Consider the following 14,575-nt stretch of genomic DNA (forward strand, 5'->3'; position numbering starts at 1 on the left):
GTTTGGGCAGGTGGGAGCGGTCGCTCCAACACGTTGGACGTTCCCGTCGCCCCCAAACTGTGGCAGCGGACACGGCCTTCGTGTCGAGGCGGATGGGCCTTGGAGCTGAGGTCCTCCCGCCCGTAATCAGGCAGCGGAGGTGCACGGAGGCGTGCCGGCCGTGCGGCGCGAGGTATTGAACTTGTCGTACGCGACCCCTCGTGAGCCACGACCTGTGGACGACTCGAGGACGTCGCCGGCGGCCCGGCGCCAGAGGTCCTCGAGTTCACGCTTGCCGGTCCGGCCGAGGCGATCGGGATTCGGTGGCGGTTGATGGTCTTCCTCGGTGCCTGCGGGCCGATGCGGCCGGAGGAGCAGGCGGGTCTTCGGCGGAAGGACGTGGAAGGCGCGTTGACTACCAACACTCGGACCATGAGCGGCAGAAGGAGGTCGCCGGGGGACCGGACGGGATGGTGCGGGCAGCCCGGAAGAAGGCCGCCGAGCAGGCCGCTCAGGGGTCAAGTGGTGCGGGACTCCTGAGCGCGCCTGGACAACGACGAAGCCCCAGGCCGCTGACCTGGGGCTTCGTTCAAGAGCGGATGACGGGAATCGAACCCGCGCCATAGTCTTGGGAATCACTCGGCACTTGGGCGCGCGTATGCCCTCTGACCTGCCAGAATGTTCGCCAGCTGACCTGCCCCGGCTGCTTCTGGGAACCCCGTGTTGACCGCTCTTCACCGCCCCTACTGGCACGTTGTGGCACGGAGCGGGCGCCGCCGGCGCCGTTTCTCCCTGCCGTAGCCCTATGCGCCGCCGACCGCAGCAGGGTCGACGGAGTCGACGTCTTCCATGAAGGACAGCATCCGGGCGTTGACCACGTCGGGGTGGTCGATCTGAGGGCCGTGCCCCGTCGCGGTGATGATCTCGGCGCGGGCTCCGGGAATAAGGCGCGGTACGCGTTCCAGCTGCCGCTTGGGGTGTACGAGCAGGCTGTGCTTGCCCATGATGACGTAGAGCGGGGTCCGGATGGATCGCAGCGCATCCTCGGCCAGCGGCAGCGGTGCGGGGCGGCGGATCCGGTACGCGCGGGCGCCGAGCTGGATCCACTTGCGCATCTCGGGGATGGCTATGACCGGCTGGTCCAGCCACTTGGCGAGCCGGGGGCGCAGTGCCTTCGGGGCGAAGGTGGCGAACAGGCTCACGAAGACCCAGGCGAAGAAGCGCAGGCCGACCTTCTCCAGGCCGCCGGGGTCGAGGGCGGTGACCGAGGCGAGCCGTCCGGGCTGCCGGTGGGCCTGGTTGAGGACGAGCCAGCCGCCGTATGAGGAGCCGACGAGGTGGACCCGGTCGAGGCCGAGCGCGTCGAGGGCCTCGTCCATCCACTGGGCGGCGCGCTCGGGCTGCCACATGGGCTCGCGGTGGACGCTGCGGTTGGCGTCGCCGGGGGTGTCGAGGGCGTAGACGGGGCGGTCGAGGCTGAGCCCGGGGGTGTTGGGGTACCACATGGCCGAGCTGTAGCCGGCGCCGTGGATCAGGACGATCGGGGTCCGGGACTCGGCAGCGGGGTCCGAGGGCCCGTACCGGTAGACGTGGGTGGTGCCGAAGCTCGTCTCGACGTCCGTCTCGGAGCGGACGGGTGCCCCCATCGCGTAGAGCACGTCCTCGGCGGCGAAGTAGCGGTCGCGCAGGGCGTCGTTGACGTAGTGGCCGACATCGCGGCGTACGCGGGCGGTGTTCTCGGGCACGGCGGCACCTCCTGTGAAGATCCGTTCTTCGTGGTCGACCGTACCATCAATGTGGTACATCGGTATCATGAAGGGGTTCGGGCAGCAGAGCGCGAACCCCCTATCGACAGGCGGAGACACGGGAACATGCCGAAGCGTGTGGATCACGAGGAGCGGCGCGCCCAGATCGCCGAGGCGCTCATCCAGGTCGCGGGGCGGCGCGGACTGCATGCCGTCGGCATGCGGGACGTGGCCGCGGAAGCCGGCGTGTCGCTCCGGCTCGTGCAGTACTACTTCGAGACCAAGGAGAAGCTGCTCTTCTACGGCCTTCGGCACCTGACCGACCGCTTCACGGAGAGGGTGGGCGCCCGCTTGGCCGCCGTCGGCCCGGACCCTGGGCCGCGCGCCACGGTGGAGGCGCTGCTGTTGGCCTCGCTGCCGACCGACGAGGAGAGCCGTACCTTCCACCTGCTGTACAGCTCCTACGCGATCCTGTCCGTGACCGACGGGGCGCTGGCCGCTCAGCCCTTCATCGACAACCCCGACACCGCGGAGAACGCCCTGACCGGACTCCTCGAGCAGGCGCAGGAGGTCGGCCTGGCCGACGCGGACGCCGACGCGCGCACGGAGGCGATCAGCCTGCTCGCCATGGCGGCGACCATGGGCACCAGCATCCTCGTGGGCCAGCGGAGTCCGGAGTCGGCGATCGCGGTGCTCCGCCACCACCTGGACCGGATCTTCGCGACTGCCGACACGTCCGAGAGGTGAGCGGGATCGAACTGACGTGTCGCGAAGTACTCGCCCGCGGACCCTGGGGTGTCGATCTGGGCCGGCCCGACGGAGGTGGAGTCGGGCGGGGTGTCGAATCGGGGATGAGGGGCAAGGCCCGCGATGCGGTCGGCGTGCCGAACGGGTTCCGCTTCAAACGACCTGCGCCACACCGGAAGCACCCTCGCCGCCGATACCGGTGTCAAGCTGAAGGACGTCATGGTCCGCGCGGGCCAGTCCTCGGAGCGGGCCCAGCTGATCCACCAGCACTCCACCAAGGAGCATCAGCGCAGGCTCGCCGACGACATCGACGCCACCGTCCGGCTCCAGCGGAAGCCTGCTGACCGGGGCGCCCCCTGGGCGACTTACACCCCTGCAAGGCCGGTCCCCCGGCGGCGGCGCACGCCGGTGTTGCGCGAGCAAGCGGGCCAATCTGCCGATGCCCATGCAACCCCCTCCTGCGTACAGGGCTGCCTCACCCGGGTCGTTCGTCTGGAGAGGGTCCCATCGGAGCAGACTCACAGGACCGGTGTGACTGGCGGGGCGTTGTTGGGTGTGCCGAGCTGGTTCCCTCGGTCAGGCGGGGGCAGGCTAAGAAGTGCACCGGCCGGGCTGTGATCGTGCGAAGGGACCTGAGGATGATCCAGGCAGCGGACATTCGCGAGTGGCGTACCCGTGAGGTGGTCGACTTGGGCGGGCACAGGATCGGCGCGCTGGAGGCCGTCTACGTGGACACCAGCACGGACGAGCCGGCCATGGCCACCGTGCTGGTGGGGCTGCCCACCCGGCACCGGCTGGTCTTCGTTCCGCTGGACGGCGCGATCGTCGGGCCGGGGTACGTCAAGGTCGGCTACGACAAGGCGCTCGTGAAGAAGAGCCCTTCGATGGGCACGGATGACGTCCTGCCCGCCGAGGAAGAGGCAGCCATCTTCCAGCACTACGGCCTCGCCTACCGGCCCGGTGCGGGCGGCGAGCGGTTGCTCGCCCGCCGCTGAGCCACATTCGCCCGAGGAGGTGTCCACGTCGTGAAGGTCTTCTTGATCCTGGTCATCGTGGCGATGGTGTTGGGCATCATCGGCGCTGTCGCCGAAGGCATGCTCTATCTGCTGTTCATCGGCATCCTGGTCTTCGTGGCGGCCCTGGTCTACCTGGGCATGCGCGGGCGTCGCTCCGGACGCCGCCACATCCGCTGAGACGGCTGGGTGACCTTCTGCACCAGGCCTGTGCTGCGGGGATAGCGGTGGGTGACCGTTCGGGATGCGCGGGGGTGGGGGCGCTGTTTCGCTGGTGGCATCCGCTCTCCCCCAGATCCCAGGAGTGATCATGAGCGTTGCAGGCGAGCCCGGCAGCCGTGCCCAGCAGATGCGTGACCAGGCGGCGAAGCTCGAGCAGGCTGCGGAGCGTGCCACCGACCCGGCGGAGCGTCAGCGGCTGAAGGACAAGGCCCTGCGGCTCTCGGAGCAGAGCAAGAAGGAGAGCGAGCGGGGCCTCGGGGACGTCGACCCCATGTGACGGCCCTGCGGCATGTACCGGCCGGTGGCTGCCCGCGCGATCCTCTCTGGCGTGAGGGAGGCACCGGCCGGTGTTTTGCGTCCAGCGCCTCGGTGGGCGGTACTCGTTGCCGTCAGGGCCGGTGGTCAGGTGCTGAGCAGGCGGTCGAAGAAGGACCGGTACTGGCGCAGGGCCAGGCGCAGGTCCTCGGTGGCGACGCTCGCGGCAGCGGAATCCGCCTCTCCCGTCGAGTCACTGGACGTCGTCGCACGGATGGTCAGGGACCGCCTGAACGCTGCTGCGGTTTCGTTCCTGATCGTCGACTTCACCGGGGCGTCAGTGGTGCGGCTCGGGGCAGCCGACAGCGTCGAGTCCGACGAGCCCCCTGAGCGCGTCGCGCTGCCCGGCACCTTCTACGCGGACGTGTTGCGCACACAGCGGCTGGCCCTCCAGCGAGAGGGCTCCGTCACCGATGCCATGGGCCACGACGTGGAAGCCGCGCTCCTCGCCACCCTCGCAGTGGGCGCCCTCCGCAGGGCCAGGCGTGCCGGCGCCGCGCTCGAAGTGCAGGCCTTGGAGGCCGACCGGGCCGTCATCGACCACGGCAGGCGGGGCTTCGTCACCGGGTGGATCTCCCCTCCGGTATCCAGCTGCGTAGCCCCTACCGGGTGCAGCGGCTGGACTTGCAAGCGGGTGACCGCCTCGTGATGCTCACCGACGGCATGCTTGAGCGCCGCGCCGTGGAGGTCGACCTGCCCTCCCTGATCGTGCGCACGGGCGATCTCCACCCCTGCCAGGCCTCCCGCGCTCTGGTCGCGGAGATTCTTCACGCCCACGGCGGCCGTCTCCAGGACGACGCGACGGTCATGTGCCTGGACTGGCACGGTACCCACCAGGTCACACGCAGCGCTGACGCCGGGGCGGACCTGGCGGAGGCGTCCGCACCCGGATAGCACTTCTTCGACGACCGAGGCCCGCCGATCCCGACGGGCACGCTCGGTTCAGGCCGAGGGCGGCGGCGCGGATGATTCGGCGGCGCGGCGGTACTCGGCGTTGATGCGCTGGGCTTCCTCGAGCTGGTCCTCGAGGATGATGATGCGGCAGGCGGCCTCGATGGGGGTGCCCTGGTCGACGAGTTCCCGGGCGCGGGCCGCGATGCGCAGCTGGTAACGGGAGTAGCGGCGGTGGCCGCCCTCGGAGCGGAGCGGGGTGATCAGGCGGGCTTCTCCGAGGGCGCGGAGGAAGCCCTGGGTGGTGCCGATCATGTCTGCCGCCCGGCCCATGGTGTAGGCGGGGTAATCGTCGTCGTCGAGACGGCCGAACGAGTCGTCTGCTGTCATTGAACCTCTCTCATGGAACGCGTGGAGGGGCCCTGGTGCCGTACGGCACCAGGGCCCCGAAGGAACTACTACACCATCTGTCGGCCCTGATACTGCGCCGACCCTGTGTTTCCGCCGACCCGACCGAGATGCTGCCGGGAGTGCGGGGATCGCGGTTGCTTGACCGGAGACCACCTCGCTATCGATGTCCTGCGGTACCCGGGCTCAGCCTTTCGGCCCGGGCGATCCTGATGGTGCTCGGCTCCTCCGTTCTTCCCTCGGTGATCAATTGCTTACTGCTGGTACTGCTCTACTGCGTACTGCCGGTGGCCTGACCTAGCGCCACCCTTCGGCAGCCAGCCCCGTCGCCCGTCCTGCGTCTTCTCTGGCTTAGAACCCCACTGCCGAACTTCCCGGTGCGCGCGCCCGCAGCCGACGCCTTCACCGAGGTGCTGCTCACTGACTTCACTGCTGGGTACTGCTCGCGGCGGCCCCTGATCACTGCGGGTCACCCGGTCCGGTCGTCAGCCCCGTCGCCGTCCTGCAACAACCCTGGCTTCGGAACTCCACCACCGCACCGTCCTGCGAACTGCAACTGCGGTTACTGCTGCCCGGCAGTTCGTCTCTGCCAGGCCCTGCTGTCTCTCTGGGCTACGAGAGAAACCATAACCACGCCACCGCGCAATGTCTACTCCAGCCGTCATAGATTTTCGTGCCCGCCGAGGAGAGCTAGACCTTCACGGTCGGCCCAGGATGCGCAGAGCAGCCTGCACAGCAGGTCAGGGGGTCGGGAGGTTCGCAACCGAGCGCGTGGGGTCCCCCCACGTCTCGTCGATTGGCGTCGTGCTTCGACTGCTCTTCGATCCCTTCTTGGAGACCCGAGTCGGGTTGGGGTGCAGTGGGGTGGGGCACAGGAATCAGGTAGGCAAGGGCCGGACGTGGACGATGCAGAGACCAGGGTGACCTGATGAACACGATGGCCGAGAGCGTCACAACCGTGCTTTCCGCGGCGGCTGTTGCAGATGCACGCGATGCCGCGCGAGCCTTCCTCGACCGTCTCCGTCAGCCGGCGATGGCCACAGAAGTCGCAGACACCGTGGTCTTGGTCGTGTCCGAGCTCGCCACGAACGCCGTGCGCCACGGCGGGGGCACCTGCACCTTGGAACTGAGGGCCGACGCGGAGAGCATCGAGGTGGCCGTTCACGACTCCAGCCCGCACGCGCCGCGTATGCGCACCCCTGACCTGTACGGCGGTACCGGTGGATTCGGCTGGCCCATGGTTAACCGCCTCGCCCGAGCGACCGCTGTCACCTGTCGGGCCTCCGGCGGGAAGACGGTGAGTGCTCTTCTCGACCGGTAGTCCTCCGATCGGGTACGCAGGAGGGCCCGACCGGCGTGTGCCGGTCGGGCCCTCCTCGCTGTTCGGTGTCGGCTCGCGCCGGTCCTGTCCGTCAGACGGTCACCGGGATGCCGAGCATCGCGGAAGCCTGCCGGAGCGGGCTGAGGACGCGCGTGGGCGCGGCAACCCGGGGGAGGGCGCGGCAGGTGAACCCGAGCTGGGTCATGGCCCGGAGGACTTCACCGGCGCTGAAGTCACGGCGGTCCTGGCGGGTGATGACCTGACCGACCTGCTTGACGGGGTAGGTACGGCGGCCGATGGTCACGGATTCGCCGGTGACCTGCTCGGGTTTGACGCCCTTCATCGACTCCAGGACACCGCTCTTGGTCAGGTCGAACGGGAAACGGGCGATGACGCAGCGCATGTTGCCTCACAGGAAGAAGAAGGGGACGGTCGTGCTGCGGTGAGCTGGTTCAGCGGGCAAGGGCGAGGACGCCCAGAGCACTGCCCTGGTCATCGACGACGGGCAGGGCATCGAGCCTGCGGTAGCGCATCGCGTGTTCGGCTTCGGCCATCGTGGTCATGGGCGAGGTGAACGGACCGCGGTCGCCGAGAACATCGCGGAGACGGACCTGGTCGGTGTACGCCGCGCTGTCGCGGATGGCCGTGAGCTGAGCCTGCGTGACCAGCCCGGTGCACAGGCCGTCCTCGTCGCAGACGAGCAGATGACCCGCGCGGGCGCCGGCCATGACGGCCAGGGCCACCTCGACCGTCATGTCGTCACAGACCTGCGGACCGGCCGCCTCCATCGCGTCGTCCACCGTCCGGTGCACAGGGTTGGCGTCCGCCGAGCGGGGCTGCATCTGGACCAGCGTCAAAACGTGCCTCCTGCAGAGATGGATCCGTTTCCTGATCACGTGCTTCTCAGGCCGCCGCATCAAAGGCGGACTGCCGCACGCTCACGCGTCGGACTGTCGAAGCGGGCCGACGCCTGCCACGGGAGGCCGCGCTGCGCTTGGCGCGTTCGACGACCGGTGCCGCGATGACGACGGGGATGCCGGAGGGGGCCTGGGCGCCGGTGATCCGGTTCAGGGCCTCTTCGCCGGAGCGGACCTGGGTGGTCTGCGGGGTGATGCCGGCGGCCTGCATGAGGCGGGTCATGTCGCGCCGCTGGTTGGGGGTGACCAGGGTGACGACGCTGCCGGACTCGCCGGCGCGGGCGGTGCGGCCGCCGCGGTGGAGGTAGTCCTTGGGGTCGGTCGGCGGGTCGACGTTCACGACGAGGTCGAGGTTGTCGACGTGGATGCCGCGCGCGGCCACGTTGGTCGCGACCAGCACGGTCACGTGGCCGGTCTTGAACTGTGCGAGGGTGCGGGTGCGCTGGGGCTGCGACTTCCCGCCGTGCAGGGCGGCGGCCCGTACACCGCTGTTCAGCAGGTCCTGGGTCAGCCGGTCGACGGCGTGCTTGGTGTCCAGGAACATGATCACCCGGCCCTCGCGCGCCGCGATCTCCGTCGTCGTGCGGTGCTTGTCGGCGCCGTGGACGTGCAGCACGTGGTGCTCCATCGTCGTCACCGCACCGGCCGAGGGGTCCACCGAGTGCACGACCGGGTCGGTCAGGTAGCGACGGACCAGCAGGTCGACGTTGCGGTCCAGGGTGGCGGAGAACAGCATCCGCTGCCCCTCGGGACGCACCTGGTCCAGGAGGGCGGTGACCTGCGGCATGAAGCCCATGTCGGCCATCTGGTCTGCCTCGTCCAGGACGGTGATCGCGACCTGGTTCAGCCGGCAGTCACCGCGGTCGATCAGGTCCTTCAGCCGGCCGGGCGTGGCCACGACGACCTCCGCGCCGCCGCGCAGCGCTCCGGCCTGCTTGCCGATCGACATGCCGCCGACGACCGTGGTCAGACGCAGCTTCACGGCGCGGGCGTACGGGGTGAGGGCGTCGGTGACCTGCTGGGCCAGCTCGCGGGTGGGGACGAGGATGAGGGCCAGCGGCTGGCGGGGCTCGGCGCGCTGTCCGGCGGTGCGAGCCAGCAGGGCGAGGCCGAAGGCCAGGGTCTTGCCGGAGCCGGTGCGGCCGCGGCCGAGCACGTCACGGCCCGCGAGGGTGTTGGGCAGGGTGGCGGCCTGGATCGGGAAGGGCACGGTCACGCCCTGCGCGCCGAGGGCCGCCAACAGCTCGGCCGGCATGTCGAGATCGGCGAAGGCCTCGACGGCGGGCAGCGCGGGAGTGATCGTCTTCGGCGGGGCGAACTCGCCTTGGATCGCGGCGGGCCGGCGGCCGTAGCCGCCCGAGCGGCTCGGACCTCCGGAACGGCTCGGGGCCGACGAGCCGAAGCGGCTGCCCCGCTCCGAACCGGCGGCAGCGCCGAAAGCGGGGCCGCCGGTGCGGCTGCGGGTGCGAGAGGAACGGTCGTTCGTACGTGTGCGGTTCATTCAGAACCTTCCTTGATGTGGCGCGTATCAAGGAATTCCCGCAGCAGAAACGCAGCGCAGGGAATCACAAGAACGGGCCGAATGGAATGCGAAAGCGACTCTGGCCTACAGAGATTCTGTACGGGCGCATGCGCTGAGATGGGGCGGCGCCATGTGGACGCGAAACCAAGAAAAGCCGAATGGGGTGAAGCGTCGAGGAGGCTGTAACCCTGAATAATCTGTCCCGCAGGTGACATCACTGCGGGAAATACGTGCAGCTGGGGCCCGCACCCCGAGGGATGCGGGCCCCAGCTACGAAATGCGCGTCAGTGTCAGGCGAGAACGATGTTCTCGGCCGTCGGGCCCTTCTGGCCCTGCGCGATGTCGAAGGTGACCTTCTGGCCTTCCTGCAGCTCGCGGAAGCCCTGGGCGGCGATGTTCGAGAAGTGGGCGAAGACGTCGTCGCCGCCACCGTCCTGCTCGATGAAGCCGAAACCCTTAGCCGCGTTGAACCACTTCACGGTGCCAGATGCCATGTCATATCTCCTTTGGGGCAGTACACCAGCATCCGCACTGTACGGACACCGTGTCGCCGCGATGATGCCCCGCCGGAAAATGACCCGGAAATATGAAGCACTCGAATGTGGCGCGGAGGCCGACTGGAGCGCTTGAAGTTTTTGGGTACCAAAACTGCAACCGAGATCGACAGTAGCACGCTGCAGCGGTTTGTGTGCGTTAAATATCTCCATCGTGTGCGCGGCGGAAAAACTCTCCCTGCGGGGTCCATTAAACTCTCTGACCGCGGGGATAGATATTGATTCCCCCCGAGTGCAGCGTTTTGGGAGCAAGGGCGTCCGCCAGCTGCGACGTCCAGTCCATGGGGACGTGAGCCTGCGGGGTGGGTCCGCAGCGCCTGACCGTCACTGCGGTCGTTCGCGAAGCCGTTCTCGCAGGTGGAGGAGAACCTCGGTGTCGGCGACGTCGACCAAGGCTGCCAACAGGATCCGGATACGAACGTCATCGCCATGGTGCACAGCCCGCACGATGGCCTCGACGGTGGCAGCCGCCTCAGCGGGAAGGCATGGTGGGCCGGCCGTGGCCCACACGTGAACGGCAGCCGCCCCCGAGTCCCGGGGCGCAGCTCTCTTCGAGACTTGCATCAGTGGGGACCGGTGTGTGAAGCCTGTCCCGCTGAGAGGCGTGGCACTCTCGTCGCGAGCACCGTTGGCGGGGAGGGTGGCGTGGGTGATGGCCGAGCTGAAGTTCGAAACCGTCGTGTGCCCGCAATGCGCGGCCTGCCCGGTCACTGGGCAGGCCCGTACCATCGCCGCCGACCGGCGCCGGGTGACGGTGACGTGGCACCTCCCTTCCTGCCCGCACTACGCCGCCGATCGCGTGTTGGCGGGGAAAGAGGACTAGGTAGTCCCGCGGCGAGACTGCGCCGACCCTTCCGGCCAACCACCCCTTTGGGAAAGCGAATTCGCGCGGCAGCGGCCGTGGAGTGACGCAGGTCCTCGAGAACGCGTTCTTGCGATCCGAGATCGGCGGGGCCCGTGTGGTGCAAGTGGTGCGCGAAAGGCCCTCCGGGCAGGGCATTTCCGCCAGTTGGGGCACGCAGAGGGCACGGCAGAGTCTGAGAGGTCTGGACAACGAAGAAGGCCCAGGTCGCTGACCTGGGCCTTCTTTAAAGAGCGGATGACGGGAATCGAACCCGCGCTATAAGCTTGGGAAGCTCATGTTCTACCATTAAACTACATCCGCGTAGCGTTCCAGTTGCCTGGAGCGGTATCTTCGCCCACTCTACCCCATGATCGACCCCCGGTGAATCTGCCGTGGGGTCGTTGTCGTGTGTGGTGTGCACGGAGGCGTGTGGGGGCGGGAGTTGGGGCGTACCGTGTGGGTTCGGAGCGGCGGCTGGAGTGGGTCCCGATCATCCCCTAATGTGGCGATTCGTCGCAGTACAGCTCGTTGGGGAAAGGGACTCGATGGAGCACACCGTCGTCCGTTGTGCCGAAGGGCACGTTTTCAGTACCGCCTCCTTCCCGCTGCAGCACCTCGGTGCCGGCCGGATCGGGCCGGGGCGGTTGCTGCGGTGTCCGCGGTGCGCGCGGTTGAGGCATGCCGTGCCCGTGGGGGCAGCGGTCAAGCGATAGCGGACGGGCGCGCGGGCGCCGCTCTCGATTGGGGGTGGCCCGCGCGCTCTGCGTATCCTCGGGACGTGCTTCTCTCTGACAAAGACATCCGGGCCGAGATCGACAGCGGACGGGTTCGCATCGACCCGTTCGAGGAGTCGATGGTGCAGCCCTCCAGCATCGACGTACGCCTCGACCGGTTCTTCCGGGTGTTCGAGAACCACCGGTACGCCCACATCGATCCGGCGACCGAGCAGGCGGACCTGACCCGGATGGTCGAGCCGGAGGGTGACGAGGCCTTCATCCTGCACCCCGGTGAGTTCGTGCTCGCCTCCACCTACGAGGTCATCTCGCTGCCCGACGACATCGCCTCCAGACTGGAGGGGAAGTCCAGCCTGGGCCGCCTCGGTCTGGTGACGCATTCGACGGCCGGGTTCATCGACCCGGGGTTCTCGGGCCACGTGACCCTGGAGCTGTCGAACCTCGCCACGCTGCCGATCAAGCTCTGGCCGGGCATGAAGATCGGGCAGCTGTGCATGTTCCGGCTCAGCTCGCCCGCGGAGTTCCCGTACGGCAGTGAGCGGTACGGGTCCAGGTACCAGGGGCAGCGCGGGCCGACCGCCTCGCGCTCCTTCCAGAACTTCCACCGCACCCAGGTGAGGCACGAGGCATGAGCGACGACGCAGTGCGCGAGAATCTTGACTACGCGGGGTTCGGGCGGGCGGTGCGGGAGCTCGCGCAGACGATCGCCGACGACGGCTACGAGCCCGACATCATCCTGAGCATCGCCCGGGGCGGGGTGTTCGTCGCCGGCGGCCTGGCGTACGCGCTCGACTGCAAGAACATCCACCTCGTGAACGTGGAGTTCTACACCGGCGTCGGCACCACGCTGGAGATGCCGGTCATGCTGGCGCCCGTGCCCGAGGCGATCGACTTCACCGACAAGAAGGTGCTGATCGCCGACGACGTCGCCGACACCGGCAAGACGCTCAAGCTGGTCCACGACTTCTGCCTGGGCCACGTGGCCGAGGTGCGGTCCGCCGTCATCTACGAGAAGTCCCACTCGCTCGTGAAGTGCGAGTACGTGTGGAAGAAGACCGACGAGTGGATCAACTTCCCCTGGTCGGTCGAGCCGCCCGTCGTGAAGCGTGAGGGCCAGGTCCTCGACGCCTAGTCCGGCTGGTCCGGCTGGTCCGGCACAAGACGAAAAAGGGCCCGCCGCGCATCCGTTGCGCGGCGGGCCCTTTCGCGTCGGTCGCTAGATCGTGCCCAGCTTGATGATCGAGAGCAGCGCGATCAGCTGGATCGCGGACGCGCCCAGCGCCTTCGGCCACGGCAGGTCGTGGGACTTGCTGATCAGCGAGGTGAACAGGGCGCCCGCCGCCACCCAGGTGGCCCAGCCCAGGACCTGGACCAGCCCGTTGTCGCCGCCCAGGAACACGGCGAAGATCAGGCGCGGGGCGTCCGTCAGCGACATGACCAGCATGGACAGGCCCACGGTGGGCTGCCAGGAGCCGTCGCCGCCCAGCTGGCGGGCCAGCGTGTGGGTGACCGCGCCCAGGAGCAGCCCGCAGATGACGAAGGCCGCGCCCGCCGAGAGGACGATCGGTACGGCCTTGGACAGGGTCGCGTTGATCACGTCCTTGCGGGCGTCGTCGAGGCCGAAGACCGCGAGGAGCCCGTAGAGGAAGGTCACGGTCAGCGCCGGACCCCAGACGGCGTAGTCGCGCATCTGGAGGAAGGTCTGGCCCGGCCGCATCACGATGCCGCGGAGGAGTTCCTTCCACGGCAGCCGCGGGCCGGCCGGGGCGGCCGCGGCCGCGCCCGCCTGGTACGTCGCGCCCTGGCCGTACGGGTCCTCACCGACGGCGAAGACCTGGGTGTGCCCCGGGTTGTCGTTGGTGTAGCCGCCGTGACCACCGTGACCGCCCTGGCCTCCGTGACCGTACGGGGCCTGCGGCGGCTGCTGCTGGCCGTACGGGTCGAAGTACTCGGGCTCGCCGTGCCCCCCGGCGCCCGGCTGCGGCCACTGCTGCTGCGGTGGCGAGCCTGCGGGAGGGTAGGGCTGCTGGCCGTACGGAGGCGGTTGCTGCTGTCCGTACGGCTGCTGCTGCGGGGGTTGTTGCGGGGTGCGGTTGTTGTCCCGGCCGCGTCCGATCCTGAATCCAGCCACGTGATCGAAAGTACCTGGTCCTGCCGGGCCCCGTGGACGGGCGGCTGGAACAGGGGGCCTTTGCGGCTGACCTGTGACATCCCCTAGGGGACGGTGGGGTGTCCGGTTTACGTGGCTGTGCCGCATTCTGCGGGTCTTCGTTACGTTCCCGACGGAATACCCACATATCCGGACCGTAGCTTCGTGTCTGTCGACGCCACGCAGAGAACGAGCACGAGAAGAGCAGCCATCATGCGCAGCACCCGCCGCACCACCCTCCGTACCGCCGCCGTCGTCGCCGGCACGGCCGCCGTCCTGGCCCTTCCGGTCGGATCCGCCTTCGCGGACTCCCCGGCCGTCCCGGAGCCGGAGGTGCTGCCCGGCATCGAGCAGCCGCAGGTCGACCCGTCCGTAGAGCCGTCCGTCGAGCCGTCCGTTCAGCCCTCCGTCGAACCGTCCGTTCCGCCGGCCAAGCCGACCGCCGGCGTCCGGGCGTACGTCACCACCGTGAAGCTGGCGGACGGCTCGACGGCCAAGGTCTACAAGATCGGCGACAACCACTTCGAGGCGGACATCTTCGCCGGCTCCACGAAGCTGGACACGCTGGTCAGCAAGGGCGGCGCAGCCGCGTACGGCCAGAACAACGGCCTGCACGTCGTGCTCCAGCCGAACGGCACGGTGACCTCCTGGATCGACGGCGGGCAGCAGCCGAAGCCCGTGGAGAAGCCCAAGCCGCAGGTCAAGCCCGAGGTCAAGAAGGAGAGTTCGGTGCGGATCACCATGCCCGACGGCCGCATCGCCAAGCTGGTCGACGGCTCGAACGGCAAGCACGTCGACATCTCGATGCGGAACGGGAACTCCCTCGGCACCATCGACCTGAAGCACCCGAGCACGCAGAACGACGGCTGGACGTACAAGCTCGTCCAGGACGGCAAGCGCGTGAAGTTCGTCGTCATCGACGGCAAGGGCGGCGGGAACAGCTGGGTGTACGACTTCGACGGCAAGCTGATCGAGCAGTACACCGTGCAGAAGGGCGTGAAGAACGACGTGAAGAAGGACGCCAAGAAGGACGAGGCCAAGCCCGCCGTCGGGAAGGTCGTTCCGAAGGGCGGCGTGAAGGCCGGCGCGGAGGGGGTCACCCCGCCGAATGGCGACACCCCGAAGCTGCTCGCCGCCGGCGGCGGGATGGCCGCGGCGGGTGCGGCCGGTCTCGGCTTCGCGATGCTGCGCCGCCGGTCCTCCTGACACGGCGG

Annotated in this window: 16 protein-coding genes, 1 tRNA gene and 1 pseudogene; 10 read left to right on the top strand and 8 right to left on the bottom strand. The window is 68.7% G+C overall.

The features are described from left to right. Nucleotides 1-782: 782 nt before the first annotated feature. Entirely contained in the window at nt 783-1,724 is a 942-nt protein-coding gene (locus tag OHA89_RS19865) for an alpha/beta fold hydrolase (RefSeq protein WP_266609059.1), read from the bottom strand. Nucleotides 1,725-1,850: 126 nt separating this feature from the next. Here OHA89_RS19865 and OHA89_RS19870 point away from each other — a divergent pair, with 126 nt between their 5' ends. The 5 genes and pseudogenes from OHA89_RS19870 to OHA89_RS19890 all read left to right on the top strand — a co-directional run bounded on the left by OHA89_RS19870 (nt 1,851) and on the right by OHA89_RS19890 (nt 4,915). Beyond that, the gene (locus OHA89_RS19870) at nt 1,851-2,471 is read left to right on the top strand and encodes a TetR/AcrR family transcriptional regulator (protein WP_406366748.1); all 621 of its coding nucleotides are present in this window, start codon (nt 1,851-1,853) and stop codon (nt 2,469-2,471) included. Between the two features lie 638 nt (nt 2,472-3,109). Further along, nucleotides 3,110-3,466, top strand: a complete 357-nt coding sequence (locus OHA89_RS19875) for a PRC-barrel domain-containing protein (RefSeq protein WP_266609063.1) — start codon at nt 3,110-3,112, stop codon at nt 3,464-3,466. 30 nt (nt 3,467-3,496) lie between these two features. After that, nucleotides 3,497-3,664, top strand: coding sequence for a hypothetical protein (locus OHA89_RS19880; RefSeq protein ID WP_257555530.1), 168 nt, complete (start codon nt 3,497-3,499; stop codon nt 3,662-3,664). Nucleotides 3,665-3,794: 130 nt separating this feature from the next. Then, nucleotides 3,795-3,983: a DUF6381 family protein gene (locus OHA89_RS19885; RefSeq protein WP_266609065.1), complete on the top strand. Its 189-nt coding sequence runs from the start codon at nt 3,795-3,797 to the stop codon at nt 3,981-3,983. Nucleotides 3,984-4,235: 252 nt separating this feature from the next. Beyond that, nucleotides 4,236-4,915: pseudogene (locus OHA89_RS19890) on the top strand (SpoIIE family protein phosphatase). Between the two features lie 48 nt (nt 4,916-4,963). On the opposite strand, the gene OHA89_RS19895 reads toward OHA89_RS19890, so the two are convergent. Beyond that, nucleotides 4,964-5,302, bottom strand: coding sequence for a helix-turn-helix domain-containing protein (locus tag OHA89_RS19895; RefSeq protein ID WP_257555532.1), 339 nt, complete (start codon nt 5,300-5,302; stop codon nt 4,964-4,966). Between the two features lie 946 nt (nt 5,303-6,248). On the opposite strand from OHA89_RS19895, the gene OHA89_RS19900 reads away from it, so the two are divergent. Beyond that, entirely contained in the window at nt 6,249-6,641 is a 393-nt protein-coding gene (locus OHA89_RS19900) for an ATP-binding protein (RefSeq protein WP_266609067.1), read from the top strand. Nucleotides 6,642-6,732: 91 nt separating this feature from the next. Here OHA89_RS19900 and OHA89_RS19905 read toward each other — a convergent pair whose 3' ends face one another. The 4 genes from OHA89_RS19905 to OHA89_RS19920 all read right to left on the bottom strand — a co-directional run bounded on the left by OHA89_RS19905 (nt 6,733) and on the right by OHA89_RS19920 (nt 9,574). Continuing rightward, nucleotides 6,733-7,044: an SCO5918 family protein gene (locus OHA89_RS19905; RefSeq protein ID WP_266609069.1), complete on the bottom strand. Its 312-nt coding sequence runs from the start codon at nt 7,042-7,044 to the stop codon at nt 6,733-6,735. 49 nt (nt 7,045-7,093) lie between these two features. Beyond that, a complete protein-coding gene (locus tag OHA89_RS19910; RefSeq protein WP_266609071.1) occupies nt 7,094-7,498 on the bottom strand; it encodes a CBS domain-containing protein in 405 nt (134 codons plus the stop codon). 46 nt (nt 7,499-7,544) lie between these two features. Then, a complete protein-coding gene (locus OHA89_RS19915; protein WP_266609072.1) occupies nt 7,545-9,059 on the bottom strand; it encodes a DEAD/DEAH box helicase in 1,515 nt (504 codons plus the stop codon). 311 nt (nt 9,060-9,370) lie between these two features. Further along, nucleotides 9,371-9,574, bottom strand: coding sequence for a cold-shock protein (locus tag OHA89_RS19920; RefSeq protein WP_257555539.1), 204 nt, complete (start codon nt 9,572-9,574; stop codon nt 9,371-9,373). Nucleotides 9,575-10,286: 712 nt separating this feature from the next. Between OHA89_RS19920 and OHA89_RS19925 the strand changes: the two genes are divergently transcribed. Beyond that, on the top strand, nt 10,287-10,457 hold the full coding sequence (locus tag OHA89_RS19925) for a hypothetical protein (protein ID WP_266609075.1): 171 nt from the start codon (nt 10,287-10,289) through the stop codon (nt 10,455-10,457). A 271-nt stretch (nt 10,458-10,728) separates the two neighbouring features. Here OHA89_RS19925 and OHA89_RS19930 read toward each other — a convergent pair. Continuing rightward, nucleotides 10,729-10,799 (bottom strand) — tRNA-Gly (locus OHA89_RS19930). 457 nt (nt 10,800-11,256) lie between these two features. On the opposite strand from OHA89_RS19930, the gene dcd reads away from it, so the two are divergent. Continuing rightward, nucleotides 11,257-11,844, top strand: a complete 588-nt coding sequence (dcd, locus tag OHA89_RS19935; RefSeq protein ID WP_215143211.1) for a dCTP deaminase — start codon at nt 11,257-11,259, stop codon at nt 11,842-11,844. Further along, nucleotides 11,841-12,344 (top strand): phosphoribosyltransferase, encoded by a 504-nt coding sequence (locus tag OHA89_RS19940; protein ID WP_215143213.1) that lies wholly within the window; start codon nt 11,841-11,843, stop codon nt 12,342-12,344. The genes dcd and OHA89_RS19940 overlap by 4 nt, the downstream gene beginning before the upstream one ends. Nucleotides 12,345-12,428: 84 nt before the next feature. Here OHA89_RS19940 and OHA89_RS19945 read toward each other — a convergent pair whose 3' ends face one another. Then, on the bottom strand, nt 12,429-13,343 hold the full coding sequence (locus OHA89_RS19945; RefSeq protein WP_257555543.1) for a Yip1 family protein: 915 nt from the start codon (nt 13,341-13,343) through the stop codon (nt 12,429-12,431). 231 nt (nt 13,344-13,574) lie between these two features. On the opposite strand from OHA89_RS19945, the gene OHA89_RS19950 reads away from it, so the two are divergent. Next, on the top strand, nt 13,575-14,567 hold the full coding sequence (locus OHA89_RS19950; protein ID WP_266609167.1) for a hypothetical protein: 993 nt from the start codon (nt 13,575-13,577) through the stop codon (nt 14,565-14,567). The last annotated feature ends 8 nt before the right edge of the window (nt 14,568-14,575 follow it).

The organism is Streptomyces sp. NBC_01546, assembly GCF_045208355.1.
Lineage (GTDB): Bacteria > Actinomycetota > Actinomycetes > Streptomycetales > Streptomycetaceae > Streptomyces.

Excerpts from the sequence above, each read along its gene's own strand:
- OHA89_RS19870 (WP_406366748.1), top strand. The coding sequence starts at position 1,851 with ATGCCGAAGCGTGTGGATCACGAGGAGCGGCGCGCCCAGATCGCCGAG.
- OHA89_RS19875 (WP_266609063.1), top strand. The coding sequence starts at position 3,110 with ATGATCCAGGCAGCGGACATTCGCGAGTGGCGTACCCGTGAGGTGGTC.
- OHA89_RS19885 (WP_266609065.1), top strand. The coding sequence starts at position 3,795 with ATGAGCGTTGCAGGCGAGCCCGGCAGCCGTGCCCAGCAGATGCGTGAC.
- OHA89_RS19895 (WP_257555532.1), bottom strand. The coding sequence starts at position 5,302 with ATGACAGCAGACGACTCGTTCGGCCGTCTCGACGACGACGATTACCCC.
- OHA89_RS19900 (WP_266609067.1), top strand. The coding sequence starts at position 6,249 with ATGAACACGATGGCCGAGAGCGTCACAACCGTGCTTTCCGCGGCGGCT.
- OHA89_RS19905 (WP_266609069.1), bottom strand. The coding sequence starts at position 7,044 with ATGCGCTGCGTCATCGCCCGTTTCCCGTTCGACCTGACCAAGAGCGGT.
- OHA89_RS19915 (WP_266609072.1), bottom strand. The coding sequence starts at position 9,059 with ATGAACCGCACACGTACGAACGACCGTTCCTCTCGCACCCGCAGCCGC.
- OHA89_RS19920 (WP_257555539.1), bottom strand. The coding sequence starts at position 9,574 with ATGGCATCTGGCACCGTGAAGTGGTTCAACGCGGCTAAGGGTTTCGGC.
- OHA89_RS19925 (WP_266609075.1), top strand. The coding sequence starts at position 10,287 with ATGGCCGAGCTGAAGTTCGAAACCGTCGTGTGCCCGCAATGCGCGGCC.
- OHA89_RS19940 (WP_215143213.1), top strand. The coding sequence starts at position 11,841 with ATGAGCGACGACGCAGTGCGCGAGAATCTTGACTACGCGGGGTTCGGG.
- OHA89_RS19950 (WP_266609167.1), top strand. The coding sequence starts at position 13,575 with ATGCGCAGCACCCGCCGCACCACCCTCCGTACCGCCGCCGTCGTCGCC.